The organism is Parahoeflea alexandrii (assembly GCF_024105735.1).
Lineage (GTDB): Bacteria > Pseudomonadota > Alphaproteobacteria > Rhizobiales > Rhizobiaceae > Hoeflea > Hoeflea alexandrii.
In genome coordinates this window covers 1-20,391 of the sequence record NZ_JAAAML010000007.1, presented here as the reverse complement: position 1 = coordinate 20,391, position 20,391 = coordinate 1, and the positions used below count along the sequence as shown (strand labels likewise).

The following is a 20,391-nucleotide window of genomic DNA, read 5'->3' as shown; positions in this document are numbered from 1 at the left end:
TCTCCATTTCGTCTGAGGTAACGGGGAATCCTTGCCGGTCTGTCAGTGATCAGCGTGGTGCGACCACGACATCGCAGACCGACGCCTCCAATTCCGTTACCAGCGCATCGTCCAGACCGAGCAGTTCGGCAAGCTGTGCAAGGTGCGCTCGTTCCCCCGGCTTCGTACCGTCGATGGCGAAAAGTGAGGCGGCGTAGATTTCTGCGGCCTCTTCGCGGGTCCGGGCCTCGCGTGCAATTCTGGCGAGATCGGCTGGAGCGCGCAATTCGTCCATCACGAACGCTTTCTCGCTCGCACCCAGGTCGAGTTTATCCATTTTGTTATGAATGCGATCGAATTCCTCGGAATCGATATGACCGTCAGCCTTGGCCGCAGCGACCATCGCGCGCAGGATGTTACGCGCGATGCGTTGCTGTTCGTCTGCGCGTGCCGGCAGAAATGCGGTCTTATCAGGTGCCGGCAGGGATTTCGGTGTTTCACCATGCGTCGTTGCGACCGGGCCTTCGGCCTTCGACGTCCAGTTCTGCCAGGCGCGGTAGGCCAACGCGGCAATCAGGGCAAGCCCGCCCAACTTGAGCGCAGACTTGCCCATCTTCCGACCGGTCTTGGTGCCAAGCAGCAGCGCGATGACACCGCCGGCGGCAGCCCCGCCACCAACCCCGCCCAGGTTCAGTTCGTCAAGCGGGGATCGCCGCGTCTTGGTACCAGTGACAGGGTCTTTGGGTGTGCCGGTATGGTTCAGGATGCCGTCCAGAATTTTGCGGGTGTCAACCATTTGTCATCTCCTCATGATCTTCGTGTCGGAGCATGCTCCGCATCGTCTTCATCACCGAACGCGACCGGCACCATCACCAGCAATGCTTCGCGGGCGATCTCGACCTCGATTGGTGTGCGCGCGACCACCTCACCGTCGATCGAGACGTCCTGAGGCGGATCGCAGGTGATGGTCAGCGTAGGCGCCGAGATTGTTTCGAGGTGGTCGCGCCGGATCGGTTGCCCAAATGCGATTCGCGCCCAGCGTTCCAGAAACCGGCGTTTGGATGTGCTCTTCAGCACTTGGACGAGCACAAGGCCGTCATCGACGTTCGCATCCGGGGCGATGACTGCTCCGCCCTGATACCCGCCGACCGCGATTGCGACATCCAGGGTCTGGATACTGCGCACAGAGCCGTTTGCCGTAACCGTGCATTCGAACCCTGGGTGACCGGCCAGCTTGTTGAGTGCCACCAGAGGATAAGCCAGGCGTCCGAGCCAGCGTTTCATACTGTGCGGAGTTGCCCGGGCAATCATCGTGGGAAGCCCGATCGCAGCGCCGTTCGCGAACAGGTCGCCGTTGATCGAACCGAGGTCCACGTCGGCGACCTTGCCGCGCGCGATCACCTCTACAGCCCCTTCGAGGTCCAGCGGGATACCCAACGAGCGCGCGAAGCTGTTTGCGGTTCCAAGCGGAAGCAGACCGAACACACTTTCGCGATATGCGAAATAGTCGACGACAGAGCTGATCGTGCCGTCACCACCTCCGACTATTATGATCGAGCGCTCCTTTTCGATCTCCGCCTGGACAATCTCGGGCATGCGCTCGGCACTCCGCACGGGATAGGACGCTTCGAGTTCGACACCGGCCCGTTCGAGCAGGCGCTTGGCACGGGCGTAGTCGCGCTCGCCCTTTCGGGAACGGGTATTGACAATCAGGACGGCCCGCCTTTTGCACGAAATCTTCGCTTGTGCGGCATTCTTTTGCTCCTTGCGCTGTATCGGATCGAAACTGATGTTCGTCATTTTCTAGTCTCCGAAAGTGTCCCCGCCCCGTGTGGAGCTGGATGCGCTCTCAATCGGAAAACCATCAAGAGTGGCGCGAGGATCGCGGCCCCGGCAAACAGAGCGGTCGTCCCGAGCCCTGTTGATTTGGCTCCGACGGCCTCCGCGACCGCCGGAACCGTGGCTAGAACGGCGGCAAAGGCCAGCGAGGAAGCGATCCAGAGCAGCAGCATCGGGTTGTCAATCAGCGCCCGGAGCCGCGGGCGCCCATCGTCAAAGCTCATGATGAAGCCGAGAGAGACGTGTCCGGCAAACCACGCGATCAGGGCGGCTCCGCGCGCCTCGGCGAGATTGTCAGTTTGAATCATCATCCAGTAAAACGCGGCCAGTACCACGGCGGCCAGCGTCAGCGCGCCGAGCACAATGTCGATCACGAGTTCGCGCTGAAAGAACGGGGCGTTCGGGTCCCGCGGCGGGCGCCGCATGATGTCGGAATCGGCAGGTTGATTGACGAAGGCCAGCGCCGCGCCGAGGTCCATGAAGAGTTCCAGAATCACGATCTGCACGGGCGAGAACGGCAGCGGGTGTCCCGATATCGCGGCGACCGCGCTGATCGCGATGATCGCCAACTTGACGGCGAGGTAGAAGCGGATCGCCTTGCGGAAGTTGTCATAAAGCCGCCGCCCCTGGCGAACCGCCTCGAAGATCGTGGCGAAGCTGTCGTCAGTCAGGACGACGCCTGCGGCTTCGCGCGCGGCATCACTGCCTGCGTGCCCCATGGCCACGCCGACCGAGGCCGCGCGCAGCGCCGGGGCGTCATTGACGCCATCGCCGGTCATCATCACCACACCGCCCGCCTCCATCAGCGCGTTGACGATCCGGAGCTTGTCGCCGGGTTGCGCGCGCGCCACGACTGCGCCGTGGGCCAGGCTCGCCGCGATGGAGTGCTGGTCCATTCCGGCGATTTCCGGTCCAGAGATTTCGTGCTCAACGACCAGCCCGACCTCTTCGGCGATGCGCCGCGCCGTCTCCGGCTGGTCGCCCGTAATCACCGAGACCCCGACGCCCGCCTTGTGAAGCCCGGCCAGCGCCCCGGCCACTTCGGGGCGGATTGGGTCGCCAAGAATGACGATACCCTCGAACGTCTGGTCGCGTTCCGCCTCATCTCGGTCGGCGGGTGGGCTTTCGGCCCGCCGCGACGCGATGCCCAGAATCCGCCCGCGTCGTCCAGCCTCAGCGACGGCCTCACTCAACCGCGCGCGGTCGTTGTCCGACAAGGGTACGTCCTGGCCGTCCCGCCGCCACGTCTCGCAGTTTGCCAGAACGGCTTCGACCGCACCCTTGGTGCCGATCGCGAAGCCGCCATCGTCCTGCGGCGACACACCCGTCGCCAATCGAAGCGATTGGTCGAATGGGTAGAAATCCACAGGCGGCGGCATGTTGGCTGCCGACAGGATGGCCGCATCCATCGGCTCGAACTTTGTATCGCCGCTTGCGAGTCCCGCCGCTTCCATGAGGGACCGCACGTCGCCGGTGCCTTCTCCGATCAGCGCCGATGCGGAAAACCACTCCAATACCGTCATCCGGTTCTGCGTCAGCGTCCCGGTCTTGTCGGTGCAGATCGTCGTGACAGCGCCCAAGGTCTCGGCTGCACGCAGCTGCCGCACGATGGCCCCACGTCGCGCCAGTTTCAGACTGCCCAGACCGAGGACGATCACGATCATCACCGCCAGTTCTTCAGGTATAGTTGCGAACGCGAGTGACAGGCCGGTCAAGAGCATTTCCTTGGGCGGCTGCCCGAGCGCGATACCGATCATCGGAATGATCGCGCTGACCGAAAGCGCAACCCACAGCAACACGCGGGCGAGTTCGCCCATCTGTCGCTGCATCGGTGTTTTGGGTTCTTTCGCGCCCGCCACCAGCTCCGCGATCCGGCCAAGGGTCGATGCCATTCCGGTCTGCGTCACGACGGCTTGGCCCGAGCCGCGGACGACAAGCGTTCCCCCAAGAAGGTCCGGAGTTTCCGCACCATGACCGACGGGCTCGGCCTCACCGGTAACCAAAGATTCATCGACCGCCAGCCCGTGCGCCCGCACAAGCCGCGCATCGGCACCGATCCGGACACCTGCCCGCAGGTCGAGCAGATCCCCGGGCACGAGGTCCTCTACCGCAACGTCGCCCAAGTCACCGTCGCGCCAGACCAGCGCCATCGGATCCGACATTGCGGTCAGGGCGGCGATCGCCTTGCCCGCGCGCCACTCGATCATAGTTTCGGTGAGTGCGACGGCGACGACGACGCCCAGTACGATCAGGGCGTCACGGGTTTCTCCAAAAAAGAAGTAAAGGCCACCGACTGCCAGCAAGAGCAGCACTAGCGGTTCTCGCAGTGACTCCAGAAGCTCTTCGAGAAAGGTCTCTTCGCGGCCGGAATCCGCGGCATTCCTGCCGTGGGATTGGAGGCGCAATGTTGCCTCTTCCGTCGTGAGACCCGTGGTGGTCGGCTGAGTTGAACCGCTCTCCTGCATGATTTGGGACGTTGCCACGAGGGTCACTTGGGATTCTCCTGCTCTAATTCACAGGTCCGGTCGGACGGCCAGAGCATGGACTGCCAGACCCCATCTTCGCGGATCAGCCAGTGCCAAACCGCGCCCAATACATGCAGGCCGATAAGCGCGATGAGTCCGGTCGCCAGGGCCTCGTGCACTTCCAAAAGGCTCGACTGAGGCGGCATAAGTGGAAGCCCTGCGGCGGAAAATCCGAAAGCCGCGATCGCAGCCTCCGCCGTCACGGCCAGTGCGACACCGGTCACCGTCATAAGCAAAACCGCAGCGTAGATGACGCCATGCACGAGACGCGCAAGCACGTGTTCCCACGTCGGTGCATCGGAGGGGAGTCGCGATCCGCCGCCAACTGTCGAAACCCAGAGGAGTCGAACGAGAAACAGGAGCGCGAGCACGCTCGCGAACGCAACTTCGATCCGCAACCTGCCCGGATCTGCCAACACGGCTGCGTCAGCCGGGAAAACCAGACCGTAGACCAACAGACCTCCCACCAACCAATGCAATAGCCGAGTGACGGCGCCGTGTGCTCGAGCCCGTGTCCGCTCATGCCTGTATGGCTGTACACGTGCGTGCATTGCTTCAATCATCGCCTTCCCCCTTAATTGGCGACACCGGAAGCCGTGAAGCTGCATCAGCGTCCGGACGATTTTCGTCCTGGGCCGCGAACACCTGATCGGCGAACTGGTCAAGCAACTCGGCGCACTGCGCGAGTCTTTGTGCGGCCTCGGGCGCAAGAGACGCTTCGTAGAAATCGATCGTCCTGATCTTTTCGAGCCAAGAGCGGAGTTTTTTCAAGTCTTCGTCGTTTTCTTCGAGTTCGGCATATGTGAACTTGCCGGCCGCGCTTTCACGGCGGATTTCGTCCTCAAACCCATCACAGCGTTCGATGAATTCGGCATAGGCCTCGTTCCGCTCGATGCTGAACCGGTCAATAATTCTATCGACTTGTGCTTGGTCGAAACCGTTGCAATCCAGCAGAAAGGATCCCCCTCCCATTTCCGCAATGTCGTTTTGAAGGATCTTGAGACGTCTTGCGTGATCGTCGATGGGCGGCAGCACGCATACGCCGTTCTGCAGATAAACCGCTCCCAAGGCCTTGATTTTCCGCCAGACCGACAGGCGATTTCTTCCCGGTTCGGCGGGCACTTTGTAAATCAACATTAGCCAGGATTGCTTGCTCATACAAACCATGTAATGAAGCGGCCGCTACATTCAAGATGCAACGTCGTATTGATCCTATCGAATGAAGCCGCTAACATGTTCAAGTGAACGGTCGTCCCCATGTGTTGCCTAGGCAACATCGGCCGGATCTGGGGCGTTTGATTTGCTGCCGCTAGGGAGACCCGGATGAAAACGATAAGAAGTACGGTCGGTATTGTTGAGAAGTTCGTTTTCGCCCTGTGCTGCCCGCTCGCCGCCGTGGGGCTCCTGTGTATGGTTTTCCTGCTCACCGGTTCGTCCGTCGGGCGGCTGTTGAATGTGAACCAGTTCGCCGACCTGCAGGACTATTCCTCCCTGTTCTTCTTCGGCTTCGTAATGTTGACCCTCGCCCCTACCCTGATAGTGGACCGCCATGTCAGGGTGGATGTACTGCGCGGGAGAATGCCGCCCAAGACACGGGCCATCATCGAAATTGCAGGGCTCTTGTTCGTCCTCGTTCCACTGTGCCTGGTTATGACAAGAATGGGGATTCTGGCCACCGTTCGCTCCTATGTGGCTGGCGAACCGCTGTTTGACCTCGGCAGTTCCGGATTGAAATGGCTCATGGTTTCGTTCCTACCTCTCGGCTTCGTCGGGCTTATGCTTGCGGGCTTTGCGCGAATGCTTCGACAGCTTCTGATCCTTTTTGACAGAGACGAGCCAGAGCAGGCCGTGCCTTGGGCGGATGCATGAAATGCTGAACGGTTTTCTCGGAGAAGCATTCCCCTGGCTGATGGCAGGAACGCTGGTGGTGGCGCTATTTTCCGGGCTGCCTGTCGGCATCGTGCTTGCCGGTGTCAGCATGGCTTTTGGTCTGATCGGCGCATGGACGGGACTCCTCCATGCCAGCGATCTGAATCTCGTCTTTTACAGGGTCTACGGAACCCTGTCGAACGCCGACAACATTCAGTACGCTGCTGTGCCGGCCCTGATCTTCATGGGTGCCTTGCTTGCCAATACCGGCATGGCAAACGGGATGCTGTCCGGATTGCGGGAATTGATGCCAGGATTTCGAGGGCGCCTCGCGGTCATATCGACCCTGCTCGCAGTGGCGCTCGCGCCCACTGCGGGTGTCATAGCAGCCTCAGTCAGCGCGCTTGCCGTTATCGCTTTTCCCGCAATGATGAGGGAGGGCTATGCAAAACCCTTCGCAGCAGGCACGCTAGCCGCAGCAGGCACGCTAGCCGTTGCGATTCCTCCGAACGTGTTTCTGTTCTTCATTGCAAACGGGCTCGGAATCCAAATAGCGGCCTTGTTCCTGGCGATGATCGGCCCGATAGTGTTGCTTCTCGGCGGCTACATCGCCTACCAGGCTTGGGCCGGTCGACGATTTGTTGCCGACACCAAACCGGCAAAGACGGCCCCAATCCGGCAAAGCTCGGTGCAAACCGCCGAACTCGTCTGGGAAGCTGTTCCCGGACTTTGCGTGATTCTTTCCGTCGTTGTTTCGGTAATCTACGGCATCGCGACGCTGTCGGAATCGGCGGCCGTCGGAGCCACGGCCGCGCTGATCATCGGTCTTGCGCAGCGTCGTCTTGCACTGAGTGTAGTCGCAAGGAGCATTGCACAGACCATCTGGACCACAGGAATGGTCTTCTTCATCTTCATCGGAGCGACTGCATTCTCCGTCATATTTCGCCTGTCAGGGGGAGCCGACAGCCTTTTCCGGCTCGTCGGTCAGATGGACTCCGGGCCGGTGACCGTCCTCGGCGCAATCATGCTGATCGTTTTCGTCCTGGGCTTTTTCGTCGATTGGGTAGAGATCGTTCTAATCACGTTTCCCGTGTTCCAGCCCATTTTGAGCGACCTTGATTTTACGGCACACACTGGCGCGCCCTATCTGACGTCCCTTTGGATTGCTTCACTTCTGGCTCTCAACTTGCAGATGTCCTTTCTGACGCCACCCTTTGGGTTCTCTCTATTTCTGACCAAGGCTTCAACTCCGCCAGACGTGTCGTTGACCGACATTTACAAGGGAGTCGCCCCCTATGTCGCAATTTATCTTGCGGTCATCTTTCTCGTGGCGGCGATTCCGGCGATCGTGACGGATTTGCCAGGCCATTTCTTGGACCTCACTGTTAAAAAGGGACCCTCTTTTGCCGAATAGGACGGTGGAGTGCCTGCGTTCGGGAGGAGTCAAAATCCGATATCGGCAATGACCGGGAGATGGTTTGAACCGAACTTCGGACCAATCCTGAAACCGCAGCTTCTCAATCCCGCCGAAACAACTACATGATCAATCGGTGTGCCCAGAAAAGCTATCGATCCGAGTTTTCTGAAGATCCTGGTGGAGCGTAGCCACCATCCAGCGTCCATGGATTTCAGGCCGGTCAATCGCAAGAAATACTGAAAATATGGTGACCAAGGCGGTGTGTTCCAGTCTCCCGCCACGATGATTCGGGCGCTCTGCGGCTCTGCGGCAACGCTTTCGGAGAGGAGTTGAAGGTACATATTGCGTTGCTGCCACCTTGCGGGATCACGTGGGGACTCCGGATGGATCAGATAGACGACCAGCGGCCCCGCGGGACTCGGCATCTTGATTTCGAAACGCATCGGATGGCGTTTCAAGTCTCGATATCTGGCACCGCCGCTGGAAATTTCTTCTGACACGATGGGAAAGCGACTGATCATTTTCATGTCGTTGCGCAGCCAGACCCTCTCGTCGCTATGATAGGGGTAACCATCAAGCTTGTCGATTGCGGCGTTCCAGAGTTCGGTCGTTTCCTGTGTCAGGACAATGTCCGGGTTCTCTTCGCTCACAAGCTGGAGAAACGCGTCGGTCGAGCGGTTCTCATTAAACAGATTTGCCGTCACGAGACGAATGCTCCTCCCCGCGCAGGACGATATCTGAACCGCGTCCGCTTTTGCATCTATTGTAGGGCCGTCCAATGTATGAACGGTCAGAAATGCGTTGAGGACAACAACAACACTTGCCGCGAATTTCGTCATTCGGGTGCCAGCCAGAAGCGAGACAACGAAAAACATGAATGCTGCCAATACCAGATGTGGGCGGAAGAAGTTGGCCAGATCCGCGAGCCAGAATTGGCGGCTCGCCGGAATCTGCAGCACTGTGAAGACCAATAGAAACCAGACAGACAGCGATAAAAGCGATTTCGAATAAGATCGCAGACGGTTAGTAAAATCTCGCTTCATGAAAAATCTGATGACCTCCGAATACATTGGCGGGAAATCGTACTTAACTGTTCCGAGTAAATTGTTCGTTGATGTTGCCACTGGTTGGTTCGAGTTTAGCCCAAACATTCATCTGGCTCAGCAATGCTAATATTGGGCGCCGCAACCCAGCAGACACCTTCGGGCCAGCGAAGTGACTTGCTGCTTAGAACTGACGTGGGTTCCAATTGTCGGAGCGTTCTGAGCCGAATTATTCCAATTATTATGGAGTTCCCTGTACTTGGATGTTGATTTCCACTGAGAACTGGCTCTGACTCACATTTGCTGCTGTTGGTGGGCAGAGTTTCGCTGATTCATGGGAGGATCAGCGATGCGCCATCGATTTCAGCGCGCGAGCCTTGCGCCAAAGGGTTTTTCAGTAGAGTCAGTGCAGATTTCTGGGGGAGGTGCGCAAATTCTATTGCGGCCGCGTTCACCATCAGGTCGTTGCCCAGAGTGCGGACGACAAAGCCAACGTGTTCAAAGCCGCTATGTGCGTCGGCCAGCGGACTTACCCCTTGGCGGTCGCCCCGTAAAGCTGGCCATCGTGGCACGACGGTTCTGGTGTGATGCCGTTCTGTGCGGCCGGCGCATCTTCTGCGAACAGTTTGATGACGGTGTTTTGATACGCTATGGCCGGCGAACCCAACGGCTCGAGACCATCGTCCATCATCTCGGCATAGCGCTCGGCGGCAGACCTGCTGCGGCTTTTGCTGACCGTCTTATGATGCCAGTGAGCAACGACACGTTATTGCGGGTGGTACGTCGACGTACCACTGACCAGACCGATGAGCTTTCTATCATCGGCATTGACGATTTTGCCTTCAGGCGCGGCCAGACCTATGGAACCATCGTTTGCGACCTTGAGCGCCGGAAGCCCGTTACCTTGTTGCCGGATCGTGGATTGGATACCTCACGCGCATGGCTTGCCGAACATCCGTCTATCTCGGTCGTCGCGCGTGATCGCGGCGGTGGCTATGGCGAAGCCATCGCAAGGGCATTGCCTCATGCTGAACAGGTCGCCGATCGCTGGCACCTGATGGAAAACTCCAGCCGTGCTTTTCTCGACGCTGTCGGCAAGTCGATGCGCCAAATCAGGCAGGCAGTCGGTAGCAGTGTCGTTGACCCGAAGCTTCTGACCTATGCCGAAAGGCTGCAATATGAGGGATACCTTCGCCGACAGGAGACCAATGAAGCGATCCAGGCACTGGCTAAGAAGGGGACATCAATTCGACAGATCGTCCGGCAGACCGGTCACAGCCGGAAGCTTGTGCGCGATGTCTTGCGTGGCCAACGCCTCGATGTGTTCCGAACAAAGCCGAGCTCGCTGGATAGCTGGTTGCCTTGGCTTAACAACCGATGGGATGACGGCGCACGAAACGCCTTGGCGCTTTGGCGTGAGATGAAAGCAAAAGGCTTTCCAGGGCAAAGCGGTGTCGTCTCGCAATGGGCACAACGCCGACGTTTGGCTGAGAAGGCAGGTCAGAGCGGGCTTGCCAGAACGCCATCGGCACGGGTGATTGCCCGATTAATGACAACCGCCCGCCACGACCTAACAAAATCCGAGGCGATCTTGGTGGCCGCAATCGAAGTGAATGTTCCCGAACTGGTCGCAGCCCGCAAGGCGATTGGCGACTTTCAATCCATGATCCGTTCAAAGTCAGCGGCGAAACTCGATGGTTGGCTTGGCGCTGCGAAGGACAGCTTAGTTGGGTCTTTTGCTGGCGGCGTCGAAAAGGACATTGCCGCTGTTCGGAACGCCATTGTTTCCCCATGGTCGAACGGCCAAACCGAGGGACAGATCGCCCGCCTGAAGCTCATAAAGCGCCAAATGTACGGCCGTGCAAAACTCGATCTCCTGCAAGCGCGGCTCATCGGTTCGACATAGCCCCAATTTCAGCAAAAGTGCGTCAGAGCCAGTTCTCGGTGGAAATCAACAATGGCCGATCAGATTGAGAATCTGACGGCTCGTATAGAAGCGCTCGACACGAAGATCATGACGGCACTAAAGGCTGACGAAACCGCTAGGCGGCTCACAAGCATCCCAGGCGTCGGTCCGATCATAGCAGCGACTGTCGGGGCAACAATCCAGGTTCCCGCAGCCTTCCGGACAGGCCGCGATCTGGCGGCCTGGATCGGGATTACGCCGGGGGCCCATTCTAGCGGCGGCAAGGAGCGACTTGGCAGAATATCGAAGCGAGGCAACAAGCAGTTGCGAACATTGCTGATCATCGGCGCGACATCGATTCTTAAGCTGGCTCGTCGTGGCGTGAAGCTGCCCGCCTGGGTCCTCTCCCCAATCGCGCGGCGGCCATATAAGGTCGCGGCTATAGCACTGGCCAACAAGATGGCGCGCACGATTTGGGCGCTCCCTGTCAAGGGCGGCACCTACCGAGCGCCGGCGATCATGGGGAGAGCATAGAACACAAGGAATTCTGGCGCCTCGGCTCCGGAATGAAGTGGCAAGGTGCCAAAAGCGTGATGAACCCGAGGGACGATAACTTCGATACCGATAAGACCGGCTTCCTCAATGCGCCGTCGAGCGCGTCAAAGTGATTAGGCAATCGGGATCGCGGATATCATCGTGGCCAGCGGTCATTTGACCGCGCCAACAGGCCGGACATATGACGGCACCGTCCGACGGAGATTCACGCAGAGAATACCTTGCCAACCGGGCCGTTCCACATATGAGGAAGAACCTCTTTAAAGGCCTTTCTCAACCGCACCGTTACAGTAAGTGCCCGAAGATTTCACAATCCCATGCCGGCCCCCGAAAGGGCTTGGCGGGAGGCGTTCAGATCCTCAAGCGCCGCCTTCGTCCTGTCAGGTTCGGTCGCTGAGAGCGCGAGCAGTAGGCCCTCAAGCAAAGCGAGAGTTCCTGCGTGTAGGCCGAAACCACCGGTGCGGCCGCGCGGCACGCGCACGAGAATGCCGGCGCGCGGGTCAGGAATGCGCGGCCCGTTGGAGGTGATCAAGAGGGAGCGAAGGTTCAGGCGCGAGGCCCGATCGAATAGCGCCCGCACCTCGGGATAGGGGCGATCGTAGGCCAGGGCCACGACTGTGTCGCCCGTGTCGATCCCGACAAGATCGTCGGCAAACTGCAGGCCGGTGCGCGACAGAGCCCGCGCATCGAAACCGAGGCGCCCCAGTTGCGCTGCGAAATACCCGGCGATGAAACCCGACGGTCCGATGCCGAAGACATGAATCCGGCGTGCGGTGGCAATATACTTGACGATGTTAGAAACGACCGATTCCTCCAGCGCCTCGATGGCGTCCAGTGATGTGCGCAAGGCCTGTGCCGATGTCTGCAGGCCCGGCACCGTGCCGGGCTGCGCCAGTTCGCTCGCCATACGGTCCGCTAGCGTCAGGTCGCGGCGCAGGTCCTCGGCCATGGCGTGGCGCAGATCGGCCAGCCCGGCATAACCGAGCTTGCGCGCGGTGCGGATTACGGTGGCGTCGCTGGTACCCGCGGCCGCCGCGATATCTGCGGCAGAGGCATGCAGGGCGGTCTCGCGATTGCGGGCGAACCAGTCGATGAGGCGCGACTCGGCGGGAGAAACCGCTGCGTCGAGGGTGGAGATCCGGTCGGAGAACGTGATTTTGCTCATGCTCGCTACATATATGTTGCAATTGCTACAGGCAAGATGTAGTAATTACGACAATTGAGTCGTGAACTGACCACAGTCAAAGCGCAATTTGTGGAGGATCCCATGCCGCCGGATTTCTGGACTGTCCTGTTTCCCGCCGTCACGGCGGCCTTCCTCGCCTCGATCGTCGAGGTGGTGGAGGCGTTCACCATCGTGCTGGCCGTCGGCACCACGCGGGGATGGCGACCGGCCATCGTCGGGACCGCCGCGGCGCTCGCGGTCCTTGGTCTCGTCGTCCTGATCCTCGGGCCGGCGCTGCGCTTCATCCCGATCCAGGTCCTGCAACTGGTCGTCGGCATTTTGCTTCTCCTGTTCGGAATGGGCTGGCTCAGGAAAGCCGTCCTTCGCTCGGCCGGTGTCATCGCCCTGCATGACGAGACCCTGGCCTATGACGAGGAAACCGCAGAGCTTCGGTCGCAGACCGGTTCGCCGCAGACATTGAAGTGGATCGCAGGGATCACCGCCTTCAAAGCGGTATTGCTGGAAGGGCTTGAGGTCGCCTTCATTGTCGTCGCCGTAGGCGCCGGCAAGGGGCTCTTGTGGGAGGCTTCGCTCGGCGCACTGGCGGCCTGCGCTCTCGTCCTCATCGTAGGCGCGGCCGTGCACAAACCATTGTCGCAGGTGCCCGAGAATACACTGAAGTTCGGTGTGGGCGTCATGCTATCCGCCTTCGGTGTCTTCTGGACCGGCGAAGGACTGGGCGCGGAATGGCCCGGGGCCGATCTTGCGCTCTTGCCCCTGGCGGCTCTGTTCCTGCTGTCTGGCATCGGCTTTGCGCGTCTTGCGCACACCACTTCAGCGAGGAGCCTCGCATGACCATCCTCGGCGAAGTCTTCAAGGAACTTCTCAAGATGTTCGTGGCTGACCTGCGGCTCACGCTGGCGGTCCTCGGCGGCGTGGCCTTGGTGGCCATCCTCATGGAGCGGGGCGTTCTCGGGGCCATTAGCGGAGGTCTGGCGCTCGCTGCAGGGTGCGTGCTGGTGCTCGGCGAGGCGGTCCTGCGCGAGGCTCGGAGGCGCAAGTGACCTTGGCAGCGTTTTGAAACCGGCCAGAAGCGGTTTCTTCAGTTTGCACCGAGGTGCACCGGCCTTCCGTCCTCGCGCCATTCGGGCAGGCCACCGTCGAGCCGGCGGGCGTTAAGCCCATGCCGACGCAGAGTGGCAACTGCCTGGTGGGCGTAGACGCAGTAAGGGCCACGGCAATAGGCGACGATCTCGGCGTCAGGGGCGAGCTTGAGCAGGATCCGTTCCAGGTCCGCCAGACTCACGTTTTGCGCGCCCGCGATATGACCCATGGCGTATTCGTCGGCCGGTCTCACGTCGAGCACGGTGACGGAGCCATCTGCCAGACGTTCAGCAAGTTCTTTGCGGCTCATCGGTTCGGGCGCGTCATCGCCGCCCGACAAACCACGCAGAATGCGCTCGACCTGCGCCAGATTTCGTTCGGCGACGATGCGCAGAAGGTCCATCAACGCCAGGGTCTTCGCGTCCGACAGCCGATAAATCACCGCCTTGCCATCGCGGCGACTGGTGACTAGCCCTGACCGGCGCAGTTGCTGAAGATGTTGCGAGCAGTTGGCAAACGTCAGGCCGGTCTTCTCCGCGAGCGCTTCCACGCCGCGTTCCCCCTGCGAAAGTTGCTCCAGGATCGACAAACGTGCCGGCGCGGAAAGGGCGCGTGCGACAAGCGCGTATTCCTCCAGCAGGGCGAGTTTCGGGCTGATTGACACGAGCATGCTCCAGACGATAGATCTATCAAGTGATAACTTGAATGATAGCGATTCCATCGCCCACCACAAGCCCTGCAATACGAGCCCATGTCCGAGACGATCCTCGCTGCCGAGCCCACAATCCGCCTTGCCGCCTTTCTGGGCGTCCTTTTGGCCATGGCGCTGTGGGAGGTGGCGGCACCGCGTCGACGCCGGGATATTCCTCGGGTGATCCGCTGGACGAACAATATCGCTCTTGTGGTGCTCGATACCGCGATCCTGCGGCTCAGCTTCCCCATCCTCGCGGTCGGGCTGGCCGTGATGGCCGAAGAACGCGGCTGGGGTCTCTTCAACAACATCGGCACCCCGCCATGGGTTGCCATCGTCGTCTCGATGCTGCTGCTCGATCTCGCGATCTACCTCCAGCACGTCATGTTCCACGCGGTGCCGGGGTTCTGGCGGCTGCACCGGATGCACCATGCCGATCTCGACTTCGACGCGACGACAGGGTTGCGGTTCCATCCCATCGAGATCCTGATCTCGATGGGTATCAAGCTCTTAGTGGTGGCCGCGCTCGGTCCCCCGGCGGTCGCGGTCCTACTGTTCGAGGTGATCCTGAACGCCACCGCGCTTTTCAACCACGCCAACATCGACCTACCGCGGCCTGTGGATCGCGTTCTGCGCTGGTTGGTCGTGACGCCCGACATGCACCGGGTCCACCATTCCGTCGATCCGCGCGAGACCAACTCGAATTACGGCTTCAACCTGCCGTGGTGGGACTGGCTGCTCGGCACCTATGTCGCCCAGCCCGCCAAGGGACATGAGGGGATGGACATCGGCATCGAGCAATTCCGCACGCGCCGCGATCTCTGGCTCGACCGGATGCTGGTCCAGCCGCTGCGCGGTCCGGCATCGGGACATGCGCTTGACGCGAACAACGTGAAAAGTGACCCCAGAAAATGATGCAAAGCGATCTCCGGCACGGCATTCGCGAAAACGCGACTCAGGTCACGCACCAGCTGATCCAGGTGATGCTGGTGGGGTTCGCCATCGGCATGACCCGGACGGTGGTACCGGCGCTGGCCGAGAGCGAATTCGGGCTGACGCGCGGCTCGTTCCTGCTGCTCGCCTCTTTCGTCGTGGCTTTTGGTGCGGTGAAGGCGGTTATGAACTTCATCGCCGGTCGCTGGTCCGAGCGGATCGGCCGCAAGCGCGTCCTGTTCTGGGGTTGGGTCGCGGCGCTGCCGATCCCCGTGATGATCTGGGCCGCACCCGACTGGAACTGGATCGTGGCCGCGACGGTGCTCCTCGGTGTCAACCAGGGACTTTGCTGGTCGATGACCCAGACCGCCAAACTCGACATCACGCGGGCCGAGGAACGGGGGCTCACCATGGGGCTCAATGAGTTCTCGGGCTATGTCGGCGTGGCAATTGCGGGCATCGTCACCGCATACGCGGCCGAGTGGCTTGGCGCCCGGACGGGCTTGCTGGTCTTCGGCATGGCCGTGGTCCTGCTGGCGCTGCTGCTCACCGTAGTCTGGGTGAAGGACACACTGCCCTGGGCCAGGGCGGAGACCGCAGCCCACAAGGCCGCGCCGCCGAAATCTCTGCCGCGCTACCCGCAAGGCGTCTCCGAGCACCCCACCACGGGCGAGGTTTTCGCGCTGATGACCTGGCGCGACCGGCGACTGTTCGCGATCAGCCAGGCTGGACTGGTCGAGAAATTCGTCGATGCACTGGTCTGGGCCCTGTTCCCGGTGTTCCTCGTGACCAGGGGCGCCAGCCTCACCGAGGTCGGCTGGATCGTCGGCACCTACGGTTTCGTCTGGGGCGGCTTGCAGCTCTTCACCGGGCGGCTGTCGGACCATGTCGGGCGGTTCTGGCCCAACGTGCTGGGCATGTGGATCTGCGGCGCGGGGGTGGCGATGGTGGTCATGGGCGCCGGCGCGCTCTGGTGGTCGGTTTCGGCCGGGGTGGCGGGCTTTGGCATGGCGCTTCTCTACCCTAACCTCTCTGCGGCGGTGGCTGACATCACGCCACCCGCCTGGCGCGGCTCGGCCATCGGCATCTACCGGTTCTGGCGCGACCTCGGCTATGCGATCGGGGCGCTTGGCCTCGGGCTGGCGGCCAGCCTGACCGGCGCAGCGGAAACGGCCTTCTGGTTCGTCGCGATCTCGATGTTCGTCTCGGGCGCCGTGCTCTTCTGGCTGTCCGAGGAAACTCATCCGCGGCTGAACCCCGCCAGCCCTCGGGAGCTCGCAGATGCGTGACACACTTGCCCGCCGTCTGGGCTTCCTTTCGATCTTGTTGGGCGTCGCTTCAATCGCGCTTATTGCTGTCTCTGTCTGGGGCTTCCGGGCGGGCGGCTGGCCGTGGCCGCAGGCCTATGACGTTGCCGGCTGGAGCGCGTGGGCGGGCGGTGCCGGTGTCGTCCTTGCACTGACCGGGCGGGTCGTCGGGCTTCGCCGCGAGACGGGCGGCGTCAGCATGGTCCTGCTTGGGCTGATTCTGTCGCTGCCCGTCGCGGGTCTTGGCGCCGCTTTCGAGATCGCCGCACGCACCACGCCGCCAATCAACGACATCTCGACCGACACCGAAGACCCGCCGGTATTCTGGTTCACCACCACGCCAAGCGATTACCCCGCGCAGAATTCCGAGCCGCAGCGCGCCGCCTATCCGGACGTGCTCCCGCTGGAATTGCTGGTCTCCGCGGACGAGGCCTTCGCGGCGGCGCTCGCCCTCGTGGAAGACCGCGGCTGGGACGTGCTGTCGGCCGATCCTGCGGAAAGCCAGATCGAGGCCATCGCCCGGAGCCGCCTCTTCGGCTTCGAGGACGAGGTGGCGATCCGCGTCACCGAAACCGACACCGGCGCCCGCATCGACATGCGCTCGCGTTCGCGGCTGGGCCGGATCGACCGGGGCGCCAATGCCCGGCGCATCGAAGCCTTCCTGTCAGCTCTCGAAACGCGCGCCCGGACCTGAGGACCTGCCATAAAACACCTGATCCTCCTAAACGAGCCGTCCTATGGCACAGAGCGCAGCTTCAACGGGCTGCGCATGGCCCAAGTGCTGGCCAAGAACGACCCGCAGGCCGAGATTACCGTCTGCCTGATGGCCGCCGCGGTGTTCTGCGACAAGGCGGGGCAAAAGACCCCGGAAGGTTACTACAATCTGGAACGCTTGATCCGCCGCGCCCGGCGTCCAGACGCTCAGCCCCTGCAAGAGCCAGCCCTGCATCCCGTTGCGGTAGTAGAGGATGCGATCCGGCGGGAATCCGGCCTCGGTCATCTTGCGGATTGCGGTTGGTGACTGGCCGCACCAGACCCCGTTGCAGAACATCGCCACCTTGCGCGCATTGCTGCAATCCCAACCATCGCCGGTGCGTTTGCATCCAAGCGCCTCCAGCGCCCCCTCAACGTCGGTAAATGGCAGGTTGATCGCGCCGGGAATGGTGTACTTGGCGTATTGCTCGGGCTTGCGTCCGTCTGCGACCACCACGTCGCCCGCCTGCATGGCGTCGATCAGCTCGAGCTCTCCCAGCGGCACCACGCCCGGCACCGGTATCAACGGTTGCAGCACCGCAGGCGGGGCCGGACGCGAGGTCCGCGACCATTCCGACGACAGCCGATGCTCGGGGTCGGAAATCCGGCAGATCTCCAACGGACCGGCCGGTCCCGGCACCGAACATTGCGTCATCCCCGAGGTGATGCACACCTCGGGCAGGCTTCCGTCGTCTTCAGGCATTCTTCACCACCGACGCGAGCATGTCGCGCACTTGCCCGGCGACGCGTGTCAGTTCCGCGTTGTCGATCGCCTGCATCGAGGCCACCGGGTCGATGGCCGAGACCTCGACACCGCCGTCGACTTCGCGCAGGATCACGTTGCAGGGCAGCATAGCACCGACGCGCGGTTCCATCCCCAACGCCTGGTGCGCCATCTTCGGGTTGCAGGCGCCGAGGATGCGATAGCCGGCCATGTCCTCGCCCAGCTTCTTCTTCATCGTCGCCTGAACGTCGATCTCGGTCAGCACGCCGAAACCAGCCTCTGTCAGCGCCGCGCGCACGCGCTCGTCGGCTGCGTCCATGGTCGCGCCGTCGAGTTTTCGGTCCATCGTATAGCCCATTTCCAATCTCCTTCGTTCCGCGTCACTTGCGCAGGTATTTCACCAGTGCGGCAATCGCCAACACCACGAGGACAATGATCAGCAGCATCCAGATGCCGCCGAAGCCCATGCCAAAGCCCATTTTGTTTCTCCTTTGTGATTTCACGGCAATTCGAACTGCTGTGGTTCTTTTCGTTACCTAGTCATTCCAGCTACTGGAGCCTCAAGAGGTGGAATGGATATTTTCACACTCTCGGGGCCCTCGGGATCAGGCGATCGTGAACTGGGCCATCATTCCCGCGTCTTCGTGTTCGAGAATGTGACAATGCAGCATGAACGGCGTCGCGGCGTCGGCCTTCTGGTCGACCCGCACCAGAATCTCGGCGCCACGTCCATCGACCACCACGACGTCCTTGAGTCCTTCGGTCGCCGGGTCCACGCGTTGCCCGCCGCGAGAGACGACCTGGAACGAGGTCCCGTGGACATGGAAGGGGTGGATCATCATCGGCGCCGAAATACGCCAAAGCTCGGTTTCGCCGGCGCGCAACTCGGCATCTATCCGGCCCATATCGTAGGAATTGCCGTTGATGCCCATGATCGAGCCGGAACTCCCGATCAACCTGTTGAACATGGCCCCCATCATCGAGCCTGCATGCATGTCTAGCCGGAAGTCGCGGGTGCGGACGGGTGCGCCGAAATCCATCGGCGGCGCGGGCAGGCTGGCGGGAAGGGTGGCCGGCCCTGTTGCGGGCGAGGCGCCGGGCGCGAATGTCATGATCTCGATCGCGCCGCCGGGCCTTGCATTGCCGCCCATCATGCCGCCGCCCATCATGCCACCTTGGGCGATGTCGGCACTGACCAGGCGGACGGGCGCGGTGTCCGCACTGAAATCGACGACGATCTCGGCGCGTTCGGCCGGGGCCAGCGCGATGTGGCTGCGCGCAACCGGCGCGGGCAACAGGCCGCCATCGCTGGCGACCTGGTGAAACCGGCGTCCGTCGGCAAAGGCGAAATCGTAGAACCGCGCATTCGACCCGTTGAGCAGACGCAGACGCACCAGGCCTCGTGGCACGTCGGCGACCGGCTGGACGGCACCATTCACGCAGATCGTGTCTCCCAGAACGCCACCCATCAGCGTCATGCCCGAGGTGTCGTAGACCAGCCGCCCGGCGCGGTCGAAACTGCGGTCCTGCACCACCAGAGGGAGGTCGTTGAGGCCATAGTCCGAGGGAAGGCCGTCGGGTGCCGCGGGGTCTTCGACAAGCAGGAAACCGGCCAGGCCGTGATAGACCTGCGGGCCTGTCTTGCCGTGGACATGGCTGTGGTACCACAGTGTCGCCGCCGGGTGATGCACGTCGAACCGAGCCGACCAGGATTGCCCGGGGTCAAAGGCCAGTTGCGGGCCACCGTCCATGTTGCCGGGAACATGGGCGCCGTGCCAGTGGGCAGTGATCTGGTCATCGGTGCGGTTGACCAAGTCGATCTGCGCGCTTCGCCCGCGCCGCACGCGCAGGGTGGGTCCGAGGTAATCCAGCTCGTAGCCCAGTGTCGGCGTTTGCGTTCCCGGCACGAAGGCGTGGCTTCCCGCCCGTGCTGTCAGCGTCGCCGGCTGAGACCCATCCGCATCGACCAGCGGTGGGATCGGCAGCGGGGCGCCACCTTCAACGGCGAAGGCCCGCCCAGTCAGAAGAAAGGGCGCCGCGATCAGCGCCGATCCTCCCAAGAGTACTTTGCGACGTTCTATTCCTTGGTCGGGGCAGTCGCACTTTTCGAGGACAAGGCTTTTCTCCATATTTCGCGGTATCGGGTAATCCAAAACAAATTCATATTGTAGAATGTAACTGATGTGTCGCGAGATTGTGATGACTTCAAGCGATATTTTCACTCGTGGCCTGTAGGGATAACAGAGCCGCGACCTGTGTTGAGTTGTCCGTTTCACATTGCCGGTCCACTTGCGCACCGTGGTCAGTCTCATCTCCAAAAGGATGCGCTACGAGCGTGGCCTGCTTCCTCAGATGGGATGAGCGCGAGACTCTTTCCGAAAAACGTAAGAAATAGTTGGCCGACAGCATCGTCGACCGGCTCCGATTAAGCACCTGCCTTCTTCTTCCCTATCGTGCTGCGAGGACCACCGCCGATCAACGACACCACGTCCGTCGCAACGCAGAGGACATTCGCGCGGGGGGAACGCGATGTAGACAGGTCTTGCGCGCACCACTTCAGCAAGGAGCCTCGCACGACCAT

19 protein-coding genes and 2 pseudogenes are annotated in these 20,391 nt (G+C 61.4%); 10 read left to right on the top strand and 11 right to left on the bottom strand.

Features of this window, described 5'->3' with window-relative positions; translation table 11 throughout:
• Positions 1-49: 49 nt before the first annotated feature.
• From GTW23_RS23155 to GTW23_RS23135, 5 genes are read right to left on the bottom strand one after another with little or no spacing between them, the layout of a single operon-like run.
• Positions 50-775 (bottom strand): tellurite resistance TerB family protein, encoded by a 726-nt coding sequence (locus tag GTW23_RS23155; protein ID WP_252917712.1) that lies wholly within the window; start codon positions 773-775, stop codon positions 50-52.
• Between the two features lie 11 nt (positions 776-786).
• Positions 787-1,779, bottom strand: a complete 993-nt coding sequence (locus tag GTW23_RS23150; RefSeq protein WP_252917711.1) for a diacylglycerol/lipid kinase family protein — start codon at positions 1,777-1,779, stop codon at positions 787-789.
• Entirely contained in the window at positions 1,776-4,310 is a 2,535-nt protein-coding gene (locus GTW23_RS23145; protein WP_252917710.1) for a cation-translocating P-type ATPase, read from the bottom strand. The genes GTW23_RS23150 and GTW23_RS23145 overlap by 4 nt, the downstream gene beginning before the upstream one ends.
• Positions 4,307-4,894 carry a cytochrome b gene (locus tag GTW23_RS23140; protein ID WP_267660774.1) on the bottom strand — a complete coding sequence of 196 codons (588 nt, stop codon included), beginning with the start codon at positions 4,892-4,894 and terminating at the stop codon, positions 4,307-4,309. The genes GTW23_RS23145 and GTW23_RS23140 overlap by 4 nt, the downstream gene beginning before the upstream one ends.
• 4 nt (positions 4,895-4,898) lie before the next feature.
• Positions 4,899-5,480 carry a Chromate resistance protein ChrB gene (locus tag GTW23_RS23135; RefSeq protein WP_252917708.1) on the bottom strand — a complete coding sequence of 194 codons (582 nt, stop codon included), beginning with the start codon at positions 5,478-5,480 and terminating at the stop codon, positions 4,899-4,901.
• A 186-nt stretch (positions 5,481-5,666) separates the two neighbouring features.
• On the opposite strand from GTW23_RS23135, the gene GTW23_RS23130 reads away from it, so the two are divergent.
• Entirely contained in the window at positions 5,667-6,212 is a 546-nt protein-coding gene (locus GTW23_RS23130) for a TRAP transporter small permease subunit (RefSeq protein WP_252917707.1), read from the top strand.
• Position 6,213: 1 nt separating this feature from the next.
• Positions 6,214-7,626 carry a TRAP transporter large permease gene (locus GTW23_RS23125; protein ID WP_252917706.1) on the top strand — a complete coding sequence of 471 codons (1,413 nt, stop codon included), beginning with the start codon at positions 6,214-6,216 and terminating at the stop codon, positions 7,624-7,626.
• A 29-nt stretch (positions 7,627-7,655) separates the two neighbouring features.
• Here the strand turns inward: GTW23_RS23125 and GTW23_RS23120 are convergent, their stop codons facing one another.
• On the bottom strand, positions 7,656-8,753 hold the full coding sequence (locus GTW23_RS23120; RefSeq protein ID WP_252917705.1) for an endonuclease/exonuclease/phosphatase family protein: 1,098 nt from the start codon (positions 8,751-8,753) through the stop codon (positions 7,656-7,658).
• A gap of 268 nt (positions 8,754-9,021) precedes the next feature.
• Between GTW23_RS23120 and GTW23_RS23115 the strand changes: the two genes are divergently transcribed.
• On the top strand, positions 9,022-10,578 hold the full coding sequence (locus GTW23_RS23115; protein WP_252917704.1) for an ISL3 family transposase: 1,557 nt from the start codon (positions 9,022-9,024) through the stop codon (positions 10,576-10,578).
• A gap of 51 nt (positions 10,579-10,629) precedes the next feature.
• A pseudogene (locus GTW23_RS23110) lies at positions 10,630-11,112 on the top strand (IS110 family RNA-guided transposase); the annotation flags it as partial.
• A 328-nt stretch (positions 11,113-11,440) separates the two neighbouring features.
• Here the strand turns inward: GTW23_RS23110 and GTW23_RS23105 are convergent.
• Positions 11,441-12,298, bottom strand: coding sequence for a MurR/RpiR family transcriptional regulator (locus tag GTW23_RS23105; RefSeq protein ID WP_252917703.1), 858 nt, complete (start codon positions 12,296-12,298; stop codon positions 11,441-11,443).
• Positions 12,299-12,400: 102 nt separating this feature from the next.
• Between GTW23_RS23105 and GTW23_RS23100 the strand changes: the two genes are divergently transcribed.
• Together GTW23_RS23100 and GTW23_RS23095 are read left to right on the top strand one after the other, a co-directional pair.
• Complete coding sequence (locus tag GTW23_RS23100) at positions 12,401-13,153, top strand: COG4280 domain-containing protein (protein ID WP_252917702.1); 753 nt, start codon at positions 12,401-12,403, stop codon at positions 13,151-13,153.
• Positions 13,150-13,362, top strand: coding sequence for a hypothetical protein (locus tag GTW23_RS23095; protein ID WP_252917701.1), 213 nt, complete (start codon positions 13,150-13,152; stop codon positions 13,360-13,362). Before GTW23_RS23100 ends, GTW23_RS23095 begins: the two co-directional genes overlap by 4 nt.
• Positions 13,363-13,400: 38 nt before the next feature.
• Here GTW23_RS23095 and GTW23_RS23090 read toward each other — a convergent pair whose 3' ends face one another.
• Positions 13,401-14,066, bottom strand: a complete 666-nt coding sequence (locus tag GTW23_RS23090; protein WP_425602800.1) for an ArsR/SmtB family transcription factor — start codon at positions 14,064-14,066, stop codon at positions 13,401-13,403.
• An 87-nt stretch (positions 14,067-14,153) separates the two neighbouring features.
• Between GTW23_RS23090 and GTW23_RS23085 the strand changes: the two genes are divergently transcribed.
• From GTW23_RS23085 to GTW23_RS23595, 4 genes are all read left to right on the top strand, one after another.
• A complete protein-coding gene (locus GTW23_RS23085; RefSeq protein ID WP_252917699.1) occupies positions 14,154-15,008 on the top strand; it encodes a sterol desaturase family protein in 855 nt (284 codons plus the stop codon).
• Positions 15,005-16,315 carry an MFS transporter gene (locus GTW23_RS23080; RefSeq protein ID WP_252917698.1) on the top strand — a complete coding sequence of 437 codons (1,311 nt, stop codon included), beginning with the start codon at positions 15,005-15,007 and terminating at the stop codon, positions 16,313-16,315. Before GTW23_RS23085 ends, GTW23_RS23080 begins: the two co-directional genes overlap by 4 nt.
• A complete protein-coding gene (locus GTW23_RS23075) occupies positions 16,308-17,027 on the top strand; it encodes a DUF1499 domain-containing protein (protein ID WP_252917697.1) in 720 nt (239 codons plus the stop codon). The genes GTW23_RS23080 and GTW23_RS23075 overlap by 8 nt, the downstream gene beginning before the upstream one ends.
• A gap of 75 nt (positions 17,028-17,102) precedes the next feature.
• A complete protein-coding gene (locus GTW23_RS23595; protein WP_382265250.1) occupies positions 17,103-17,354 on the top strand; it encodes a hypothetical protein in 252 nt (83 codons plus the stop codon).
• Here GTW23_RS23595 and GTW23_RS23590 read toward each other — a convergent pair.
• The 3 genes and pseudogenes from GTW23_RS23590 to GTW23_RS23060 all read right to left on the bottom strand — a co-directional run.
• Positions 17,280-17,741 (bottom strand): annotated as a pseudogene (locus tag GTW23_RS23590) (rhodanese-like domain-containing protein); the annotation flags it as partial. The gene GTW23_RS23595 and the pseudogene GTW23_RS23590 overlap by 75 nt on opposite strands.
• A gap of 40 nt (positions 17,742-17,781) precedes the next feature.
• Positions 17,782-18,168 carry a DUF302 domain-containing protein gene (locus GTW23_RS23065; protein WP_252917695.1) on the bottom strand — a complete coding sequence of 129 codons (387 nt, stop codon included), beginning with the start codon at positions 18,166-18,168 and terminating at the stop codon, positions 17,782-17,784.
• Between the two features lie 247 nt (positions 18,169-18,415).
• A complete protein-coding gene (locus GTW23_RS23060; RefSeq protein ID WP_252917694.1) occupies positions 18,416-19,870 on the bottom strand; it encodes a multicopper oxidase family protein in 1,455 nt (484 codons plus the stop codon).
• Positions 19,871-20,391: the final 521 nt, after the last annotated feature.